Genomic DNA, 17,181 nt, shown 5'->3' on the forward strand with positions numbered 1-17,181 from the left:
GAGTTTCTAAGTGTATGATCATAATAGTTTAAGATGTTGTCAAAAGAACCGAACGTGTTAATCCATGAGAATTACATGCAATATTGCCTGGAGCTTGCCAAAAAGGCGTTGAACAACCGTGATCCTCCTTTAGGTAGTATTTTAGTCTATCAAAACAATATTATCGGAGAAGGAATAGAGTCCGGAAAATCAACAGGAGATATAACGAATCATGCAGAGATCTTGTCAGTCCGTGATGCTATTTCCAAAGGAAACCGGGAGGAGTTGAAGAATGCCACCATGTACAGCACACATGAACCTTGCATAATGTGTTCATATCTCATCAGGCATCATAAAATACCGGTGCTTGTCTTTGGCATATCAGTAGACCATATAGGGGGCTCTACTTCTGAGTTCGACTTACTGGGAAATGAGAATATTCCTAAATGGGGGTCAAAACCGCATATTATAGGTGGAATATTATCAGAGGCATGTCAGGAATTGAATAGATTATTTCTCGATTCTTTGTGACAAGGATCAAAAACCTCCATCACAATCTGACACCCCCTTGCTTCGCATAAAAAAATACTCCCCCCACAACTTTAGTTTTCAGGGAAGATCTGAAAAGCCACTTCACTCAAATCATCCTTAAAACCTCATTTTCTTTCCCTTCTCTTTAACCACCAGTCCAGCCTGGTATCCGGCTTGAAATTTTTCATAGTAGGCCTCCCTTCCGCTCTTTCCAATTTCAGTGTATTCAGATCAGCTGCAAGTGACCAAATGGTGCCGAATTTCTCCTTCTTGAGGTCTAAGCACACACATTTATCAGCCAATATTGACTTAGCCTGCTCCACATCAATTTCACGGGCAGATTTCAGGCGATCATAAAGCGCCTGATTTCGTTCCGTCGTTTTACTCCATGCTATTCCTCCTTTGTCAAAAGGCATCATTTTTTTTGTTTTAAATTCATTGGTAATGTACAGAAAGTTCTCGCCGCCTTCCGGCCTTCTTACCGTAGTAGCCTGTGGTGCAGTCTCTACTACCGCCATATGGCCTGACTTGTCCGCCAGTAAAAAGTTGTTCGCAGACGTGACTTTGGCCTCACGGATCACCTTTATACTCTCTTCTACAGTACTGCAGTTGTCCAAAACCTTTCTTATCACGAAATGAAAGGTAATACCCGGTTGGATCACCGTACCATTCACAAATGCCATAGCCACAAATAGCCCATGCTCATTCATTCCATCTGACCGGCCTATAAAAAGATCGGACTGGCTAATATACGCATACTTCCCCTCCGGTGCGATCAGGCTACTTTCTGTGATCTTTTTAAATTCATAGAGCATGTCATAGTTCCTGCCTACTACCGTCGAGCTTTGATTTCGAAAAGCAAAAACGCTGCACTTGGCACTGTCATCGTACACTGCCAGGCCTGCAATAAAAGCCCCTAATAATGCTTCCTTTATTTGCATACCATCGGCAAAGCCCCTTACTTCTTTGATAAGTTCAGGGTAAAAATGCCTGAGTTCTTCATAACAACCTGCACCAAAATCAGACCTGGACTTTGTCATTTCAGGTAGTGAAACCTTGTTTTTATGAAGTAGAGCGCCATATTTATGTCCCATTTCATAAAAACCACCATATAACCTTGGATGATACATCTACAATACGCTTTTAAAAATGTATTTGAAAAAACCTGAAGCATGTATTTGCTCAGGAGGATAAGGGTCAGAACAGCTTTGAAGCTGCTCTGCATTTGAATTACAAATTTATTCGTTAACAGCTATGAAAATATCCACCTCGGCATCACTGGTGTTTAATGATCTTTGCCCATATACCTCAAAATCCGCAGTATATTTCCTATCCAGGTCTGTATTCCATATCTCCACCCAGCTTTGATAAACAGCCCCCTTGGTGAGATCACCTTTAGCTACGAACGGGACATAGGTACCTCCTTCAAATGACACCCCCACCATTCCGTCAGGGATTTGCTCTAAAGAGGAAACTTTACAGCCCAAAATCACATCATATGGTTGGGTATGATCACTTTCATAGTTAGTATACACCGAATAGACCGGATCTTCAAGCTTGTTAGGAATAGCGTTTCTGACGTCCTCTGCCATAAATTTTTTCCATAGATCACCTATGGCTGTCAAGGCCTGGTTATCCTGGTTAGAGGTTCTTACGGAGATTCCAATAAGGTGAAAAGGCTTAATTTCTACTTTTTGCATAGTGCTATTTTTTTGATTTATGGCAAAAGTAGACCCCGGTTGTGTCATAGGTATGTCAGGGGTAGGCAAAAGTTTTTCAATACATTGTTCAAAATACTGTTGAAGCGTAAAATCATGCGGTTCAAAACGTGTTGTGCTCACAGTGATCTTAGTGATACAATCAAGCCTGAAAGACCTGAAGTCATTTCTTAACCGGCAGAAGGCAATCAACAGCCAATTCTCATTGGTGCTGTAAAGGGCAAAAGGTTCTATTTCACGCAGGCTTTTCTTACCCTGAAGTGACGTATACGCCAAGTGGACTATTTGATAATTAGTGACAGCGGATTGTAGTTCTATCAGGTGTGTACTGGTCTTTCCATTTCCAGCTTTAGTGCGGATATGAATTCGTTCTGAAAGTAACTCTGTCTTTTCCTTTTGAGAAGCTTTAAGGACGGACCTGATCTTAGTAATCGCGCTCTGATATTCTGATGCCAATGATTTGTCCTTTGCTTTTACCATCATTTGTTCTGCCGTAATGAGCGCATTGGCCTCTTCTTCGGTAAACATAACGGGCGGGAGTTTATACCCATCCATCATATAATACCCTTTTCCTTCTTCGGTAAGGACTGGAACACCCGATTTTTCCAAAGTGCGTATATCACGATAAACCGTCCGGATGCTTATGCCATGCTTGTCGGCAATTTCCCGCGCTGTCACCATTCGCCTGGATTGTAATTGAGTGAGTATCGCGGTTAACCGGGCCAGCCTTGGTTTTTCTTTCTCCATCCACTTTTCACTTTAGCCACCATACCTTTTAACATTGGACCTATCTGATCTGCTCTTCAAAAAGCACATAGTATATTCCGTACTCACCAGCTATAGTTCCATACGCATCTCCAGCATCAGTGACTGAAATCCAGCTTTTTCATAGGCCTTTATGGCCGGCTGGTTGTCACTGTATACGTCTAACCGTACCTCCGTTAAACCTCTTGATCTTGCCCAGTCTTTTAAATATTCGGTAAGCTGCTGATTGATGCCCTGTCCTCGATGCGTTGGCTTTACATACATAAACCCCAGATAAGCGTAGTGATCATGTTGGACATAAGCACTCGCTTCTTTTATCAATGCATAGCCGGAACCTACAATCTCTCCCGCTACTTCGGCAACGGCTACTTCGGCATTGTCAGATACGATCAACGCCTGAATATCATAGTAATTAATGTGCCCCTCTTTTAGCGTAGGGTTGAAAGGACGTTCTGCCGCGACAATACCTTGTTCAAATTCCAGTAGTGTTTCCAGGTCATCCGGCCTGGCTGTTCTGAAGATCATCTTATCCATTGGATAAAGATAAGAGATGAAAACCATTATTCTTGAGCCTTAATGACCTTACCATAAAAAAGATCAGGAGATGGATGCAGCTTACTTCAGTCCTCGCACTTTACTTAAAAATTCAGGAGTAACCCCCAGGTAAGAGGCCAGCATGTATTGGGGTACACGCTGCACAAAATCAGGATTAAGGCTTTGGAAAATTCTATACAGATCTTTTCCGGATAGGTCGGAAATGTATTCTATTCTGCGCTGGTCTGCGATGCGTACTCTTTCACCCACCGCTCTAAAATAACGATTGAGTTCCAGAGATTTTGTTAGTACTTCCTCCAGGTCTGACCGGCTCACTCCAAGTACTTCGGCATCTTCTACAGCCTGAATGAACAAGTGTGTCTTGGTCTGGTTGCCAAAGCTATCAAAGTCCGCTAACCACCAATCCTCTATACTAAAGTTGATCGTTTTTTCTACGCCCTTATCATTGATAAAATACATCCGAAAAAAGCCGCTCACAACAAAATATTTATACTTGCAAATTTGACCCTGTCTTAATAAAAAGTCCTTCTTTTTGACTTTTACGGGTCGTAGCACTTTTGAAAGCGAGCCCAGGTCTTCTTCCAAAGGATCGGCAAACTTTGACAGGTGTTTTTTAAGTCTTTCATGCATACCCAAAGAAAATCTATACTTATAGAAAAGCATTGATATTAGCTGTTGAACTAAATTAGGCAATTTGACAAGACAAAGGACTCATCACTTACCAGGTTCTGCCCTTTCACCATATAACAGTGTAAAAGTTATGTTAAGGTAAACGGTCTTTGGCTATAATAATTTCGGGAGAATAGCAGGATGGATAATACCAGGTTCAGAGGTATTATTACCCATAAAAGATCAAATAAGATTATGATAAATAATGCATTAAAAAGATAGAAAACAACATATAAAAATTTTCTGATATCCACACCAATGCTGTAAAGTACACTACGCAATAGCATTCCCGTACCCAGGTTAAAAAATAATAAAGTCACACCCGTAACCATATCAAACGTTATAAAAAACCAGGCGCACTCCGGGAGTGTCATCAGCAAATACATAATACCCCAATCAAGATAAACCTTTCTTTTCCTATAAGGAAAGTTCATTGAAAAACTTAAATACAGCCTTTCAAAACGATAAGATTGATACAAAAGAATAGTGTGTATAGTAACTACTCCCAGTACGGCAATACTTGCCGTCCGCAGGTCATCTTTAACATCATTAAGCAGATAAGCACTGGCGATGATCGTCCCCCATGACAGGACTTTGGTAATCATAAAGGCTACTTTCATTTTTTCAACACAATGGTAGAGAAACAGGCTAAAAAAAGGCTTGGTCCAATGACTTACGAGTTTTGAGAGGTTTGATTTTCTTTTCACGCGAACAGGTTCATTACTGTATTTCACATAAATCGCAGCGCTGACTATTACCAGGAAAAGTACATACAACATGATTATGACAGGAAGAAGATAATTACCAAGGATCGTGCCTACTACTATCGTAAATAATCCATACCCCACTAATGGCAGTGATATAACCCATTGCACCATCATCCAGCTCTTAAACTGGTTAAACTTACTATAAGCGGTACCACTATACTGCAAGAATCGGTGTTCGGTCATCTTCACCTGTCCAAGTACATAGCTCCAGCTTTTAAAAGTAAAACCTAACCAAATAAGGAAAATCAACCCTGCTACCACGGGCGATTCAATGAATGCCATTACAACAGATAAATTAAGCAGTACTACTTCTTCAGGCGTAAAGTGAGTTTGATTTAAGACATTAATGAAAAGACAATATACAACGAGGGTAACCAATGAAAACAATAGCATCCCGGAATGCACGCGGTAGAAACCAAAGGCAAATATTCTTACCAGGACAACGGTCAATGGTGATCGCATCAGGCTTTAACCTTTATAGTTTGGTCTGCCACTAAAACTTCCCTGATAGTATTTAACCCTTTCACTTCTACTGGTTGGTGTGACGACAGCAAAAAGCTAATGCCTTCTTTTCTGTGTTTTTCCTCTATCCAGGCACAGAGTATCGCCAACGATTTTTCATCCAGGGTGACCAAGGGCTCATCCAGTAATATAATTTCAGGCTTGCCAAGGAAAGCCAGTACAATGGATAGTTTTTTCAACATGCCACTGGAATAGCTGCCCAACGGTTCATGTATATAGTCATTCATACTCATATGTTCTACAAAATACTCATGCTGGTTTATGGGTGCCTTTTTCGCTGACGAAAACAAGTTAACCATTTCCATACCAGTTAAAAACTCAGGAAATAAGGGCTCCGCTTCCGCAAAATTCACCCGTTGCTTATAGCCAACAGGCTGCTTTTTCAAGTCCATTTGATCATTCAGTATTATTCGTCCATCAAAAGAGAGAATGCCTGCCAATGCCCTGAGTAAAGTACTTTTACCTGATCCATTTTGTCCTTTGATCCAAAAAATGCCTGGCGGAAGTTTCAGATAGTCTGTTTTTAAAACAGGTACGGACCCATATGATTTTCTAAATTTTACTAATTCCAGCATAGAGCGTTTTTCATCTTATCACGCGCTATAATGGTGTTTCCTAAAAGACGATTATTACAGGTTGCTTTCTTTTCTACCAGGAAAAGGAAGGATAAGCAAAGATTGGTCGGATAATATTTAAAAATTCGCTGGAAGAACTGAAGTTACGGCCGCGGCTTATTTCGTTGCCTTCTTAATAAGTTTAAATGCCCAATCGTAATGACTGGAAGTGGCAGATACTAAATAAGCGCCCAGTGCGTTTGTTCCGGTCCACTTGTATCGTTGTCGTTCAAAAAGTTCTTCGTCACTATGCGATTGGATCAAGTCTTGAATTTTGGTGTAAGAGTCATTCAGTAATCTCCTCACTTCCATTAGTGGTGTATGACTATATTTCTTTTGGATCTCCCTGTTCAGGTCAGGAATGGTTCTCCAGTTATATCCTTTGGCCGGGATATCAGGCTTATCCCCACGCATGCCCACAGTATACCAATCCAGTACCATCAAATGCCATTGGTGGAGATGAGCAAGCACATCCCTGATATTTCTGTTGAGCATACCTTCAGGAAATTCTGCATTTTGTTGTTCTTCAGGAAAATTGTCTACAAACTCATTTAGCTTAGTAAAATTCTTCTGACTAAGTGCTAGGAGATCAGCTTTCGTAGTTGGTCTTGGCATGGTTCATTCTGTTAAATGGGTGAGTCAATTCTTATAAATAAATCTACTAAGATCATAAAACTTTGAAAATGACGGTTATCACAAATACGTAAGCCTGACTGGAGAGATTGCATGAGAAAAATCAATATTTATGAATTTCTAACACGCGGAGATTTTAAAGAGACAATGATGATATAATTTAGAGAATGATCAAATGGCTGCACCAGTCTATCTCATTTTAAAATAGTTATCTCGATTCAATCTTTCAACTCATGACTAACCCATTGATTTAAATTCAATTGAACGGGTCAATAAAGTTCTTAATAGTATCCAAATTATTGTTTTTCTAACATAAGCCATATTCACAACTGGTCTGATGAGTAATGAAGTACTTTTGCAGAAAAGAATATCGGCGAACTTTTGGTAAACACATAGCTGGTATTTTTTATATAGTTTTGTCAGCACTGTATATGTTTTAACTCTATAGCGATCATTAGCCAGATAATTTTTCCATACTCTGCCATAGTCGGGCAGGAAGATCTCAAATTGGCCCTTGAGCTGAACCTTGTGGACCCTGGTATTGGGGGAGTACTCGCCCTTGGTGATAAAGGGGCCGGCAAAACAACCATTGTACGTTCATTAAGTCAATTAATGTCCGGCACGGGAGAAGAGTTTAATTTCATCAACTTACCCATTGGCGCGTCAGAAGACCGTGTTTTAGGTGCTGTAGACCTGGAAAAATTGATCAATGAAAGGAAACAGGAAGTACAAAAAGGTTTATTGACACAGGCGCATAAAGGCATCCTTTACATTGATGAGATCAACCTGCTCAATGATTACTTAACGGATGTTTTATTAGATGCTGCTGCTGTGGGGTGCTACCACCTGGAGCGGGAAGGGCTTTCCATATGGCAACCCAGCCGGTTCTGCCTGGTAGGTACGATGAACCCCGAAGAAGGTGAGCTCAGGCCCCAGTTGCTGGACCGTTTTGGGCTATGTGTGGATATTGAAACACCAGGCGCCTTACCCATTCGAAAAGCGATCGTAAAAAGAAGGATACTTTTCGACCAGGACCCTCAAAAATTCTATAGTGAATACCTGGAAGAGGAAACCCGTTGTCGGGAAAGTATTATGAGCGCCAGGACAAAAGCGCTCGAAATGGAAACGGATGATGAACTTTACGAACATGCCTGCAACCTGAGCATCCGATACCAGGTAGAGGGTATGAGAGCTGATATCCTGCTCATTAAAGCCGGTAAAGCCTATGCCGCATTGCAAGGAAAGAGCAGAGCTGAGCAGGAAGATATAGACAAAGTAGCCCCATTGGTTTTACGTCATCGTGCTAAAAACCCTCCAAAGAACAAGGACATAGATAATGACCAGAACCCTCCAAACCAGGAGCAGGACCGGTATCCTAAAAACAATACTTCTCATAATCACCCCCTAAAACAGGACGAAGAGACATTAAATACAGAAAATGGGGCAAACGATCTCGAACATTTTCAAACCCGGGGCACCGATAAAAGTCTCCATTTTTTTCATAAAAAGACATCGGAGTCCAGCCGAAAAGGTCAGAAAGCGCTGGCCATGAACAGTAGGGTCAAGGCGGGGAATACCGGCCGGTCTGTCCGGGAAATAGATCACCGCCAATCTGTAAAAAACTATCTAGTAAAAGAAGAGTTCAAAGTTATCTACAAAACCCACGAACAGAGATCTAAAACGGCCATCTACTTCCTGGTAGACTCCAGTGGGTCAATGGCCCGGCACCACCAGGTAAGCTTTGTCAAAGGAGTGATCAGCAACACCATCTCCGAAAATAAAGGGAGACATATCACCTTCGCCACAATTGGCATGATCAACGGTTCGGCAGAGATCGTACAAACCGAGACACAAAACACCGATCAATTGATCCGGACATTGGAGGAATTCCGCACCGGGGGAAGGACCAGCCTTACGCATGGATTCCGTCAGGTCAGTTACCTGCTCAAAGATCAAACACATACAGCAAAACGTTGTTCGCTATTTATTCTGACTGATGGCAAGATAAACCAGGGAATTAGTGAGCACCTCAATCCTGTGGAAGAAGCTACAACTTACTTTCAACGCCATCTCAAAAAACTCGACACCGTTAGCGTTATTGATATGGAAAAGGGTTTTGTAAAACTGGGTAAAGCGGCAGAACTGGCCCGTAAACTCAACGCCAGATACCAGATTATTGAGTAGTCCTTTGACCATTAGATATTTTTCATAAATCAGGCTAAATAAAAGTGAAGAACTCATTTCAGGCTGCTTCTATCAAAAAACTTTATTCCCTCGGGCACTAAATTCCTGTGTTTCAGTGGGTATTTCAAAATCAGGTAAACGGGACCTCATTATAACACCCTTACTATCAAAGTTTTATAAAATAAGGTAAAGCTGATAAAAATCACTTTGACATTTTTTTCCTGATTTTCTTTGTTATTCTAGCCATTTAGTAAATACCTTCACGGCGATTTAGCGTCGTATCTTGTCGCATGAGTGCAAGATATGTTAAAAGGGAATCCGGTGAGAATCCGGAACAGTACCCGCTGCTGTAATCCCATGGTTGTAGTACAACCATCGTGTTTTCGAACTTCTTTTAGCCACTGCTCCGATACTAAATGGAGCGGGAAGGCTTTCGAAAACCGGGAAAGTCAGAAGACCTGCCTAAATCATTGAACTTAACGCTTTCGGGATTAAAAGCAGGAAGTACATGCAAAAAAACATTAGCTACATACTTGCCCGTATATGCCCTGGCCTCATCGCCGCGGTAACCTTGTTGTTTTCCTCCTGTGGTGCACAAAAGCGGGAACAGCCCTTAAGCAACAGAATTGCTATAAAACCACTAAAAAAGCTGGAAACTTCGTATGCAGTAGGATTCGCCTTTGAGTACTATGACGGATTTAAACTATTGCATGTCCTATACCACTACAAACCAAAACAAGATACTGCTACCTATCTACTGCTTCCTGACAGTGCCCAGGTTCCTCCTACGTACGACGACCTGCCTGTAATTCGGACACCTATAAAAAAAGTAGTGCTCATGTCTACTACACAAGTAGCTCTTTTTGAAGCACTGGGAGCAGAAGATGTGATTGCCGGACTGCCTAACCCTGAATATCTCTGGAGTGAAAAAATATCCGAAATGGTCGAAAAAGGTAAGATAGCGGAAGTCGGAAGGGCAAATAATTTGAACCTGGAGCAAATGTTCAAGTTAAATCCTGATGTGGTGATGGCGGTGGGTTTCCCCGAACTGCAATACCAGACTTACGGAGTATTGGAAGATTCAGGCATCCCGGTGATCTACAATGCCGAATGGCAAGAGCGGTCCATTTTAGGGCGGGCAGAATGGATAAAAGTAGCCGCTATTCTCCTGGATGAAGAAGAGAAATGCAAAGAATTTTTCAGTCAATCAACAAAAACATACGATTCACTTAAACGACTCGCAAGCAGGGTTACCGAGAGACCCCTGGTAATCAACAACCTTCCCCGCCGGGGTACCTGGTATGTGTCTGGGGGAAACAGCTATGTAGTAGAACTGATCCGTGATGCCGGTGGAAAGTACCCCTGGCTGGATAACGACAATACAGGGAGTATTTCTGTAGGTTTTGAAGAGATCTACCGTGTTGGTATCAAAGCGGATATCTGGCTCAACGCAGGACTGGCCCAAAGTAAGGAAGAAATTGCAGCCGCAGATGAGCGACTCACGGATTTCAACCCCTACAAAACCGGTGAGATCTATGTGAATACGAAGCGCTGGAAGCCTGACAGAGGCAATGATTACTGGGAATCAGGCACCATCATGCCCCACCTGGTACTGGCGGATCTCATCCATATTCTCCATCCGGAGCTTTTACCCGGGCATGACTTATTTTTCTATCAAAAAATTGAATGAGATGCCGGAAGCACCAGCTTTAGAAGAGATCAAACTGCCCCGGTTGTTACCTAAAATAACCTTAACCATTGCGTTGATAGCGATCGTTTTCATCTTGCTCATTCTGGATCTGGCTTTAGGGTCCGTACATATTCCGTTCCATGAAGTGTTCAATATTTTAACCGGTAAGGGGTCGGAAAACATTGCCTGGTTGAAAATAATAGAAAGTATACGTCTACCTAAAGCCATGACGGCCATCCTGGCAGGAGTCGCCTTGTCGCTGAGTGGCTTACAAATGCAAACCTTATTCCGGAATCCTCTGGCTGGGCCTTCCGTGCTCGGGATCACCGCAGGGGCCAGTCTGGGGGTAGCCATTGTCATGCTTGGCTCGGGCTATGTCACCACCAGCTATGCACTTCAACAGTTTGGTGTCAACGGGAGTTGGTTGATCATCACGGCCTCAACGTTGGGTTCCGCATTGATCTTTGTTATCGTTATGGGTGTTTCGTTGCGTATCCATGATAATGTGGTACTGTTGATCGTGGGGATCATGATCGCCAATGTCACGATAGCGGTGGTCAGTATCTGGCAATATTTCAGTGGACCTGAACAGATCCAGGACTACCTGATCTGGACGTTCGGCAGTCTTAGCGGTGTGACGCAACAGCATCTCAAGGTAATGTCTATAGCGGTTTCAGCAGGCATATTACTCACTTTTGCCTCCTCAAAATACCTCAACCTACTCTTACTGGGGGAAAACTATGCGAGGAGCATGGGATTGAATGTTCGGCTAGTCAAGGCATTGGTTATTTTCTCTACCAGCCTGATGGCCGGGGCCATTACCGGATTTTGCGGCCCCATCGGTTTTATAGGCATAGCCGTGCCTCATCTAAGCCGTTCTATTTTTAACACGTCGGACCATCGCGTACTGATCCCCATGAGCTGCCTGGTCGGCGCGGCACTTATGTTGGGATGTGATATCATCGCCCAATTACCGGGAAGCCAAAGTATGCTGCCGATCAACTCCGTCACCTCGCTGGTAGGCTCTCCCGTAGTGATCTGGGTAATCCTGAAAAAGAGAAACCTTAAGGCAGCTTTTTAATTCCGTGAAGCAATGATCAACAACAGCCATACCATAAAAGAAAAAGACTTTAAAAACCACGGAAATGAAAGTCATGTAACCCCGTTGGTCCGCACGCATGACCTGGCCATAGGCTACCGGCGCAAAAAGCAGCACAAGATAGTGGCCCGGCATATCGACATTGCATTGCATCCGGGAGAGCTGGTTTGCTTGCTGGGACCGAACGGGTCCGGCAAATCTACACTCATGAGGACATTGGCCGGGATCCAACCCTCATTAAGCGGAGAGGTTCACCTCAAAAACCATCCCATCAAAGCATATAACCAAAAAAGACTATCCAAAGAATTGAGCCTGGTGCTCACGGAAAGACAGCAGACAGGCAATCTGAGTGTTTACAGTATTTTGACACTGGGAAGGTACCCCTATCTGAACTGGTTGGGCCAGTTGCAGGAAAAGGATAAAAACATCATAAAATGGGCCATCAGGGAAACAGGCATTGCTCCATTCATCAATAGCCACATCGATAAGCTAAGCGACGGGGAAAAGCAAAAGGTGATGATTGCCCGGGCATTGATCCAGGAAACTCCTGTGATCATCCTGGACGAACCTACCGCCCACCTGGACCTGCCTAACCGCATCGGGATCATACGATTGCTGAAAAAAATGGCACGTGATACAGGAAAGGCCATCCTGCTTTCCACCCATGAACTCGACCTGGCGCTACAAGCTGCAGACGCCATTTGGCTCATTATGCCTGATCAATCCCTGACAACAGGCGTTCCGGAAGACCTGGTGCTCAACGGGACCTTTGCCTCGGCCTTCCGAAAAGAGGGATTACAGTTTGACGACCAGACCGGCTCCTTCAAATTTCATGAGTGGGACGGGAAGAAAACAGTCGCCCTTCACGGAGGGAAAGCCACACGTATCTGGACAGTCAGGGCATTGGAACGGGAGGGATATGCCATAGCTTCCAAAGGAGACTTTAACATCGTGATCCGGGAGAATGGGGCAGACACCATATGGCACATTGAGTATGAAGACAGGGCATATGAATTTTCCTTGCTGGAGCACGTCATTCAATTCTTGCGACACCCAGAGCATAGGGAAATAGCCGAAAACAATAGTATTTATTCTACCAAAACATTGGCATGGGAAAAGATCTAACAAAAGTGCGCAATACCATTTTCATTTGTACCGGCGGGTCCTGTAAAAAGCAAGCGGCAGAAGATAGCGTCAGAGAACTCAGGTGCGCATTGAAAATGGCCGGCCTCCACGAAAACACACACACGATCAAAACACTTTGCATGGGGCAATGTGAAAATGCCCCGGTAATGTTTGTCGACAACAATAACACCTGGTATAAAAAAATGACTAAGGACACCATAGAAGATCTGGTGTCTATGAAACTGGAAGTGGGTAAAACCTTGGAAAGTAACGAGTTTTACAAAAAAGGCTGGAAGGAAATGCAGCCTGCCAAAATCATCACCCCGAAGACCCGCAGTGAACTCCAATGGCAGGATGACGCTGTTCTGGGTAGGGTCAATAGTATTCGGATATATCCCTGGGAATTCAACACCTACCCTTTGCTTAAAGAGTGCTTCACACAGCGTTGGGAAGGGCTTTCTCTTTTTACAAAAAAACACGGAGCCATTGAGGGGAAATGTCATGTAGAATACAGCGAAGGCAAAGCTTTTATCCATTGTCCTTCAAAAGATATATCAATAGAAATTGTAATGAAAGCAGTCAGGGAATCGGAAGAATTTCCCCACAAGATCAGTGAGATCAAGCTATTTCATACCGAAGACGAAAAACAGTTTGGCTTGCATTTCTCGAACCTTAAAGAAGGAGTGGTCTTACAGGCACACTGGGAGAAAAGCAACGGACTGTGGGAACACCTGATCAATAACTATGCACGAATAAGCAGTTAATACAACATCATTAATCCATTAATAACATGAGAAACAACTTTACTCTCTTAAGATCCAGCCTTTTAATGCTCACACTGGCAGTAGTATTATATAGTACAGGCGCCTTTGCCCAGTCAGCGGTAACGGGCCATATTAAAGATGAAAATGACCATCCGCTGGTGGGCGCCACGGTACAGGAAACAGGCACTTCTAATGGTACAATTACCGATGTCAATGGGAAATTCAGTGTCATTATGCTGAATTCAAAGGCAAAACTTCGAATATCCTACCAGGGATTCTATAGTAAAGAAGTGAAGACCGACGGCCTTTCCAACCTGGAGGTTATCCTGGAAGAGAATATCTGGGAATTAGATAATATGGTGATCACTGCAACCCGGTCCGCAAGCGATATTGAAAATGTGCCCCAGCAAATTCAGGTGATCTCCCGAAAAGAAATTGATAGAACGATTGCCAATGATGTGACAGACATATTGAAAAAGACATCCGGTGTAGATGTTATCCAGTATCCGGGCTTGTTGGCAGGAGTGGGCATCCGGGGTTTTCGCCCGCAGTTTTCAGGGATCAACCAAAGGACCCTGGTATTGATAGACGGACGCCCGGCAGGCGCTACGAATCTCGCTACGATTGATATGAATAACATAGAGCGCGTAGAAGTGTTAAAGGGGCCTGCTTCAGCGCTTTATGGAGCCCAGGCCATGGGAGGTGTGGTCAACCTGATCACCAAAAAAACCAAAGGTGGCGTCGGTGGCCAGGTATTCGGTGGTATCGGTAATTTCGGACGTGTGGAAGGTGGGTTTTCTTCCGGAGGTAATCTGACGGATCGCCTGGACTATGACGTCAGTTTTAAAAGTTTTACACAGGGAAGAGACTTCCGTTTAGGAAGTGATAACCTGTTCAGGGACCGGTTCGGAGGAGATAATGCTACACGTATACTCTGGACGGATACTGGCAGAGAAGAAGTAGAGATTGAGGATGACCGTGGCGACGGTGATGTACGGCCTAACACCACCTACAAATTGTATACCGGGGCCATTCGATTGGGATATAATCTTAACGACAACTGGAGGATTGACGCTAAAATGGATCGTTTTTATGCGGAAGGTGTAAATACTCCCGGTGATATAGAAGATGGAAGCCAACGACCAGGCCTTAAAGATGTGGACCGCTATGGAGGGGACATCATACTCAATGGGAATCTGGGGGAAAATAATGAGATCACTGCTAAATTCTTTGCCACCAGTGAAAACAACACACGCTACAGGGTCAGTGTAAATGATACCACCACTGTACGCAACACGTTTGTGAGCGGTGACAATCAATTAAAATGGATCGGGGTACAATTGATGGACCGTTACCGGATAGGAAACCATTTTATTACAGCAGGTATTGATTACAACCGGGTAGAACAAGATAATGTATCTTTTAATGATAGTGGTGAAGCAAGATCAGTTTCAGCGCGTAACCCCAATTTTAACCAGCAAAACACCGGTATCTATGTTCAGGGAGAAATAAATCTGCTCAATAATCGACTTAATATTACAGCCGGGGTTAGAAATGAGACCATTGACTACAATATTACCGGTACTGACCTGTTTCCTTCCCGGTCAGAATCCAATAACGTGATCAACCCAAGTTTCGGGGTCAATTATCAAGTGCTTCCGAACCTGTTTGCCCATGCTACTTTCGGTACCGCTTTCACTACTGTAGGAGCATTTCAAATTGCCGGGTATGATGAGAGATCCATAGATAAAAATACACAGGATGGGATCGACACTGTAGACGTATGGATAGGAAACCCGGATCTGGAAAACCAGGAAAGCCGGACATTTGACATCGGGGTTCGTTATGTCAACGAGGCCAAAGGTTTTTCAATCGACCTGACTTATTTTAATACTCATTTTGATAACAATGTGATCAACCAGGTCAACCCATTCCCCGGAACACCTTCAGAAGACGGGGCTGTGATCCGTAACAGGAATTCTTATAGGAACGCCCAGGGAACCACCTTGACCGGGCTTGAATTTGATGCTAACTATCGCATTAGCCGAACAGGGCTCAATGTTTTTGCAAACGGAGTGTACATCATTAAGGCAGAAGAGATAAGGGATGTTTTTCTGCAGCCACAGCCTCTCACACTGGACATGCATAATGTAGCCGACTTCAATCTTAACTATGGAATAAGCTATGATAAGCTGTCCTGGTTATCTGCACAGTTATCCGGAAGGTACGTTGGCCAAAGGTTTGATACGGACTGGTCGTACTATCTGGGGGGTGAAAACACTACCGGTGACTACGCTGATGTCAAATACCCGTCTTTTATGGTGCTTGATCTTATGACCACGGTGAGTTTCAAAAACAACAACCTGTCTTTAATGGTAGGCAATGTAACCGATGAAAACTACTACGAAAAGAGAGGTTTCAATCTTATGGGCAGGAATTATATGCTCAGGTATACTTTGAATTTTTAAGGTAAAACAGGAAAATTATAATGAAAAAAATACCCATCACTATTATCACAGGCTTCCTGGGTTCGGGAAAAACCACATTGCTGCATCATCTGCTCAAATATCCGGGTCAGCGAAAGATCGCAGTCATTATGAATGAATTCGGAGAAGTAGGTGTAGACGGTGAACTGTTAAAATCATCGGACTGCGGTTGCGACGAAGACGGCTTAATAGAGTTGAACAATGGCTGCTTATGCTGCACTGTGCAGGAGGAATTCCTACCCACCTTACAGCAAATGCTGGAAAGAAAGGATAACATAGACCACATTGTTATCGAAACCTCCGGACTGGCCCTGCCGAAGCCTTTACTCCGGGCGATCAACTGGCCAGACCTGAAACCACACTTTACGATTGATGCCGTGATCACTGTGGTGGATGCCGTAGGCCAGGCCACCGGCGAGATCTGTGACCGCGCCAGAGTACAGCAGCAGCGTGAAGCGGACGATTCACTGGATCACGAGACCCCGATTGAAGAACTTTTCGAAGACCAACTGAATGCCGCTGACCTGGTGGTAATGAGTAAAAAAGACCTGGTAGAAGAAGCGGCCTACCAGGATATTGTCAATATCATTGTCGGCAAGTTGCGCAACGACTCGATCAAGATCATCCCTTCTATCAAAGGTCAGGTGGAAGCTGACCTGCTGATAGGACTAGAAATAGCGGCTGAAAATGACCTGGATGCCCGGTATTCTCATCATGAAGCTGCCCATGAAAAAGGGGAACATCACCATCATCATGACGAAGGGTTTCAGTCCATTTCGCTGGACATAGACCAGCCTCACACCCCGGAACAGCTGTTAGAGGTGCTGGACCAACTGGTACAGGAATTGGAAATATACCGTATCAAAGGGTTCATTTATATCCCCGGTAAGCCCATGCGTATGGTCATTCAAGGCGTTGGAGACCGGTTCGAAAAATACTTTGACCGCACATGGAAAGAAGGCGAAAAACGAACGACCAGGCTGGTAGTGATCGGGAATAATATTGAAGACAAAGATATTACTGCACGAATAAAACAAAAACTGGAGGGTAAGCTGGCAGTTTGAAGGCATGATGCATAGA

15 protein-coding genes and 1 riboswitch are annotated in these 17,181 nt (G+C 43.6%); of the genes, 8 read left to right on the forward strand and 7 right to left on the reverse strand.

Translation table 11 applies throughout. The features are described 5' to 3' along the window. Nucleotides 1-33: 33 nt before the first annotated feature. Nucleotides 34-510, forward strand: a complete 477-nt coding sequence (locus tag FNH22_RS01190) for a nucleoside deaminase (protein WP_143396458.1) — start codon at nucleotides 34-36, stop codon at nucleotides 508-510. Between the two features lie 125 nt (nucleotides 511-635). Here the strand turns inward: FNH22_RS01190 and FNH22_RS01195 are convergent, their stop codons facing one another. From FNH22_RS01195 to FNH22_RS01225, 7 genes are all read right to left on the reverse strand, one after another. Next, on the reverse strand, nucleotides 636-1,640 hold the full coding sequence (locus FNH22_RS01195; RefSeq protein ID WP_143396459.1) for a C45 family autoproteolytic acyltransferase/hydolase: 1,005 nt from the start codon (nucleotides 1,638-1,640) through the stop codon (nucleotides 636-638). 108 nt (nucleotides 1,641-1,748) lie between these two features. Next, nucleotides 1,749-2,975 (reverse strand): effector binding domain-containing protein, encoded by a 1,227-nt coding sequence (locus FNH22_RS32835; RefSeq protein ID WP_143396460.1) that lies wholly within the window; start codon nucleotides 2,973-2,975, stop codon nucleotides 1,749-1,751. A 90-nt stretch (nucleotides 2,976-3,065) separates the two neighbouring features. Next, nucleotides 3,066-3,527 carry a GNAT family N-acetyltransferase gene (locus FNH22_RS01205; protein WP_143396461.1) on the reverse strand — a complete coding sequence of 154 codons (462 nt, stop codon included), beginning with the start codon at nucleotides 3,525-3,527 and terminating at the stop codon, nucleotides 3,066-3,068. Nucleotides 3,528-3,608: 81 nt separating this feature from the next. Further along, nucleotides 3,609-4,178, reverse strand: a complete 570-nt coding sequence (locus tag FNH22_RS01210; RefSeq protein ID WP_185154033.1) for a Crp/Fnr family transcriptional regulator — start codon at nucleotides 4,176-4,178, stop codon at nucleotides 3,609-3,611. A gap of 128 nt (nucleotides 4,179-4,306) precedes the next feature. Beyond that, nucleotides 4,307-5,446 (reverse strand): hypothetical protein, encoded by a 1,140-nt coding sequence (locus tag FNH22_RS01215; protein ID WP_143396463.1) that lies wholly within the window; start codon nucleotides 5,444-5,446, stop codon nucleotides 4,307-4,309. Next, on the reverse strand, nucleotides 5,446-6,081 hold the full coding sequence (locus FNH22_RS01220; protein ID WP_143396464.1) for an ATP-binding cassette domain-containing protein: 636 nt from the start codon (nucleotides 6,079-6,081) through the stop codon (nucleotides 5,446-5,448). Before FNH22_RS01220 ends, FNH22_RS01215 begins: the two co-directional genes overlap by 1 nt. A 156-nt stretch (nucleotides 6,082-6,237) precedes the next feature. Beyond that, on the reverse strand, nucleotides 6,238-6,735 hold the full coding sequence (locus tag FNH22_RS01225; protein WP_143396465.1) for a ClbS/DfsB family four-helix bundle protein: 498 nt from the start codon (nucleotides 6,733-6,735) through the stop codon (nucleotides 6,238-6,240). Nucleotides 6,736-7,236: 501 nt separating this feature from the next. Here FNH22_RS01225 and FNH22_RS01230 point away from each other — a divergent pair. The 7 genes from FNH22_RS01230 to cobW all read left to right on the forward strand — a co-directional run bounded on the left by FNH22_RS01230 (nucleotide 7,237) and on the right by cobW (nucleotide 17,165). Beyond that, entirely contained in the window at nucleotides 7,237-8,937 is a 1,701-nt protein-coding gene (locus FNH22_RS01230; RefSeq protein WP_255517957.1) for an AAA family ATPase, read from the forward strand. A gap of 275 nt (nucleotides 8,938-9,212) precedes the next feature. Then, nucleotides 9,213-9,418: riboswitch (cobalamin riboswitch) on the forward strand. 27 nt (nucleotides 9,419-9,445) lie between these two features. Beyond that, nucleotides 9,446-10,627 (forward strand): ABC transporter substrate-binding protein, encoded by a 1,182-nt coding sequence (locus FNH22_RS01235; RefSeq protein WP_143396467.1) that lies wholly within the window; start codon nucleotides 9,446-9,448, stop codon nucleotides 10,625-10,627. 1 nt (nucleotide 10,628) lies between these two features. Continuing rightward, on the forward strand, nucleotides 10,629-11,708 hold the full coding sequence (locus tag FNH22_RS01240) for an iron ABC transporter permease (RefSeq protein WP_255517951.1): 1,080 nt from the start codon (nucleotides 10,629-10,631) through the stop codon (nucleotides 11,706-11,708). Nucleotides 11,709-11,720: 12 nt separating this feature from the next. After that, on the forward strand, nucleotides 11,721-12,851 hold the full coding sequence (locus tag FNH22_RS01245; protein WP_143396469.1) for an ABC transporter ATP-binding protein: 1,131 nt from the start codon (nucleotides 11,721-11,723) through the stop codon (nucleotides 12,849-12,851). Further along, entirely contained in the window at nucleotides 12,836-13,615 is a 780-nt protein-coding gene (locus FNH22_RS01250) for a ferredoxin (protein ID WP_143396470.1), read from the forward strand. Before FNH22_RS01245 ends, FNH22_RS01250 begins: the two co-directional genes overlap by 16 nt. A gap of 26 nt (nucleotides 13,616-13,641) precedes the next feature. Then, complete coding sequence (locus tag FNH22_RS01255) at nucleotides 13,642-16,083, forward strand: TonB-dependent receptor (RefSeq protein WP_143396471.1); 2,442 nt, start codon at nucleotides 13,642-13,644, stop codon at nucleotides 16,081-16,083. A 20-nt stretch (nucleotides 16,084-16,103) separates the two neighbouring features. Beyond that, entirely contained in the window at nucleotides 16,104-17,165 is a 1,062-nt protein-coding gene (cobW, locus tag FNH22_RS01260; protein WP_143396472.1) for a cobalamin biosynthesis protein CobW, read from the forward strand. The last annotated feature ends 16 nt before the right edge of the window (nucleotides 17,166-17,181 follow it).

Source organism: Fulvivirga sp. M361 (genome assembly GCF_007097395.1).
GTDB lineage: Bacteria > Bacteroidota > Bacteroidia > Cytophagales > Cyclobacteriaceae > Fulvivirga.

Excerpts from the sequence above, each read along its gene's own strand:
- FNH22_RS01190 (WP_143396458.1), top strand. The coding sequence starts at position 34 with ATGTTGTCAAAAGAACCGAACGTGTTAATCCATGAGAATTACATGCAA.
- FNH22_RS01250 (WP_143396470.1), top strand. The coding sequence starts at position 12,836 with ATGGGAAAAGATCTAACAAAAGTGCGCAATACCATTTTCATTTGTACC.
- FNH22_RS32835 (WP_143396460.1), bottom strand. The coding sequence starts at position 2,975 with ATGGAGAAAGAAAAACCAAGGCTGGCCCGGTTAACCGCGATACTCACT.
- FNH22_RS01215 (WP_143396463.1), bottom strand. The coding sequence starts at position 5,446 with ATGCGATCACCATTGACCGTTGTCCTGGTAAGAATATTTGCCTTTGGT.
- FNH22_RS01210 (WP_185154033.1), bottom strand. The coding sequence starts at position 4,178 with ATGCATGAAAGACTTAAAAAACACCTGTCAAAGTTTGCCGATCCTTTG.
- FNH22_RS01220 (WP_143396464.1), bottom strand. The coding sequence starts at position 6,081 with ATGCTGGAATTAGTAAAATTTAGAAAATCATATGGGTCCGTACCTGTT.
- FNH22_RS01225 (WP_143396465.1), bottom strand. The coding sequence starts at position 6,735 with ATGCCAAGACCAACTACGAAAGCTGATCTCCTAGCACTTAGTCAGAAG.
- FNH22_RS01255 (WP_143396471.1), top strand. The coding sequence starts at position 13,642 with ATGAGAAACAACTTTACTCTCTTAAGATCCAGCCTTTTAATGCTCACA.
- FNH22_RS01205 (WP_143396461.1), bottom strand. The coding sequence starts at position 3,527 with ATGGATAAGATGATCTTCAGAACAGCCAGGCCGGATGACCTGGAAACA.
- FNH22_RS01235 (WP_143396467.1), top strand. The coding sequence starts at position 9,446 with ATGCAAAAAAACATTAGCTACATACTTGCCCGTATATGCCCTGGCCTC.
- FNH22_RS01240 (WP_255517951.1), top strand. The coding sequence starts at position 10,629 with ATGCCGGAAGCACCAGCTTTAGAAGAGATCAAACTGCCCCGGTTGTTA.
- cobW (WP_143396472.1), top strand. The coding sequence starts at position 16,104 with ATGAAAAAAATACCCATCACTATTATCACAGGCTTCCTGGGTTCGGGA.
- FNH22_RS01195 (WP_143396459.1), bottom strand. The coding sequence starts at position 1,640 with ATGTATCATCCAAGGTTATATGGTGGTTTTTATGAAATGGGACATAAA.
- FNH22_RS01245 (WP_143396469.1), top strand. The coding sequence starts at position 11,721 with ATGATCAACAACAGCCATACCATAAAAGAAAAAGACTTTAAAAACCAC.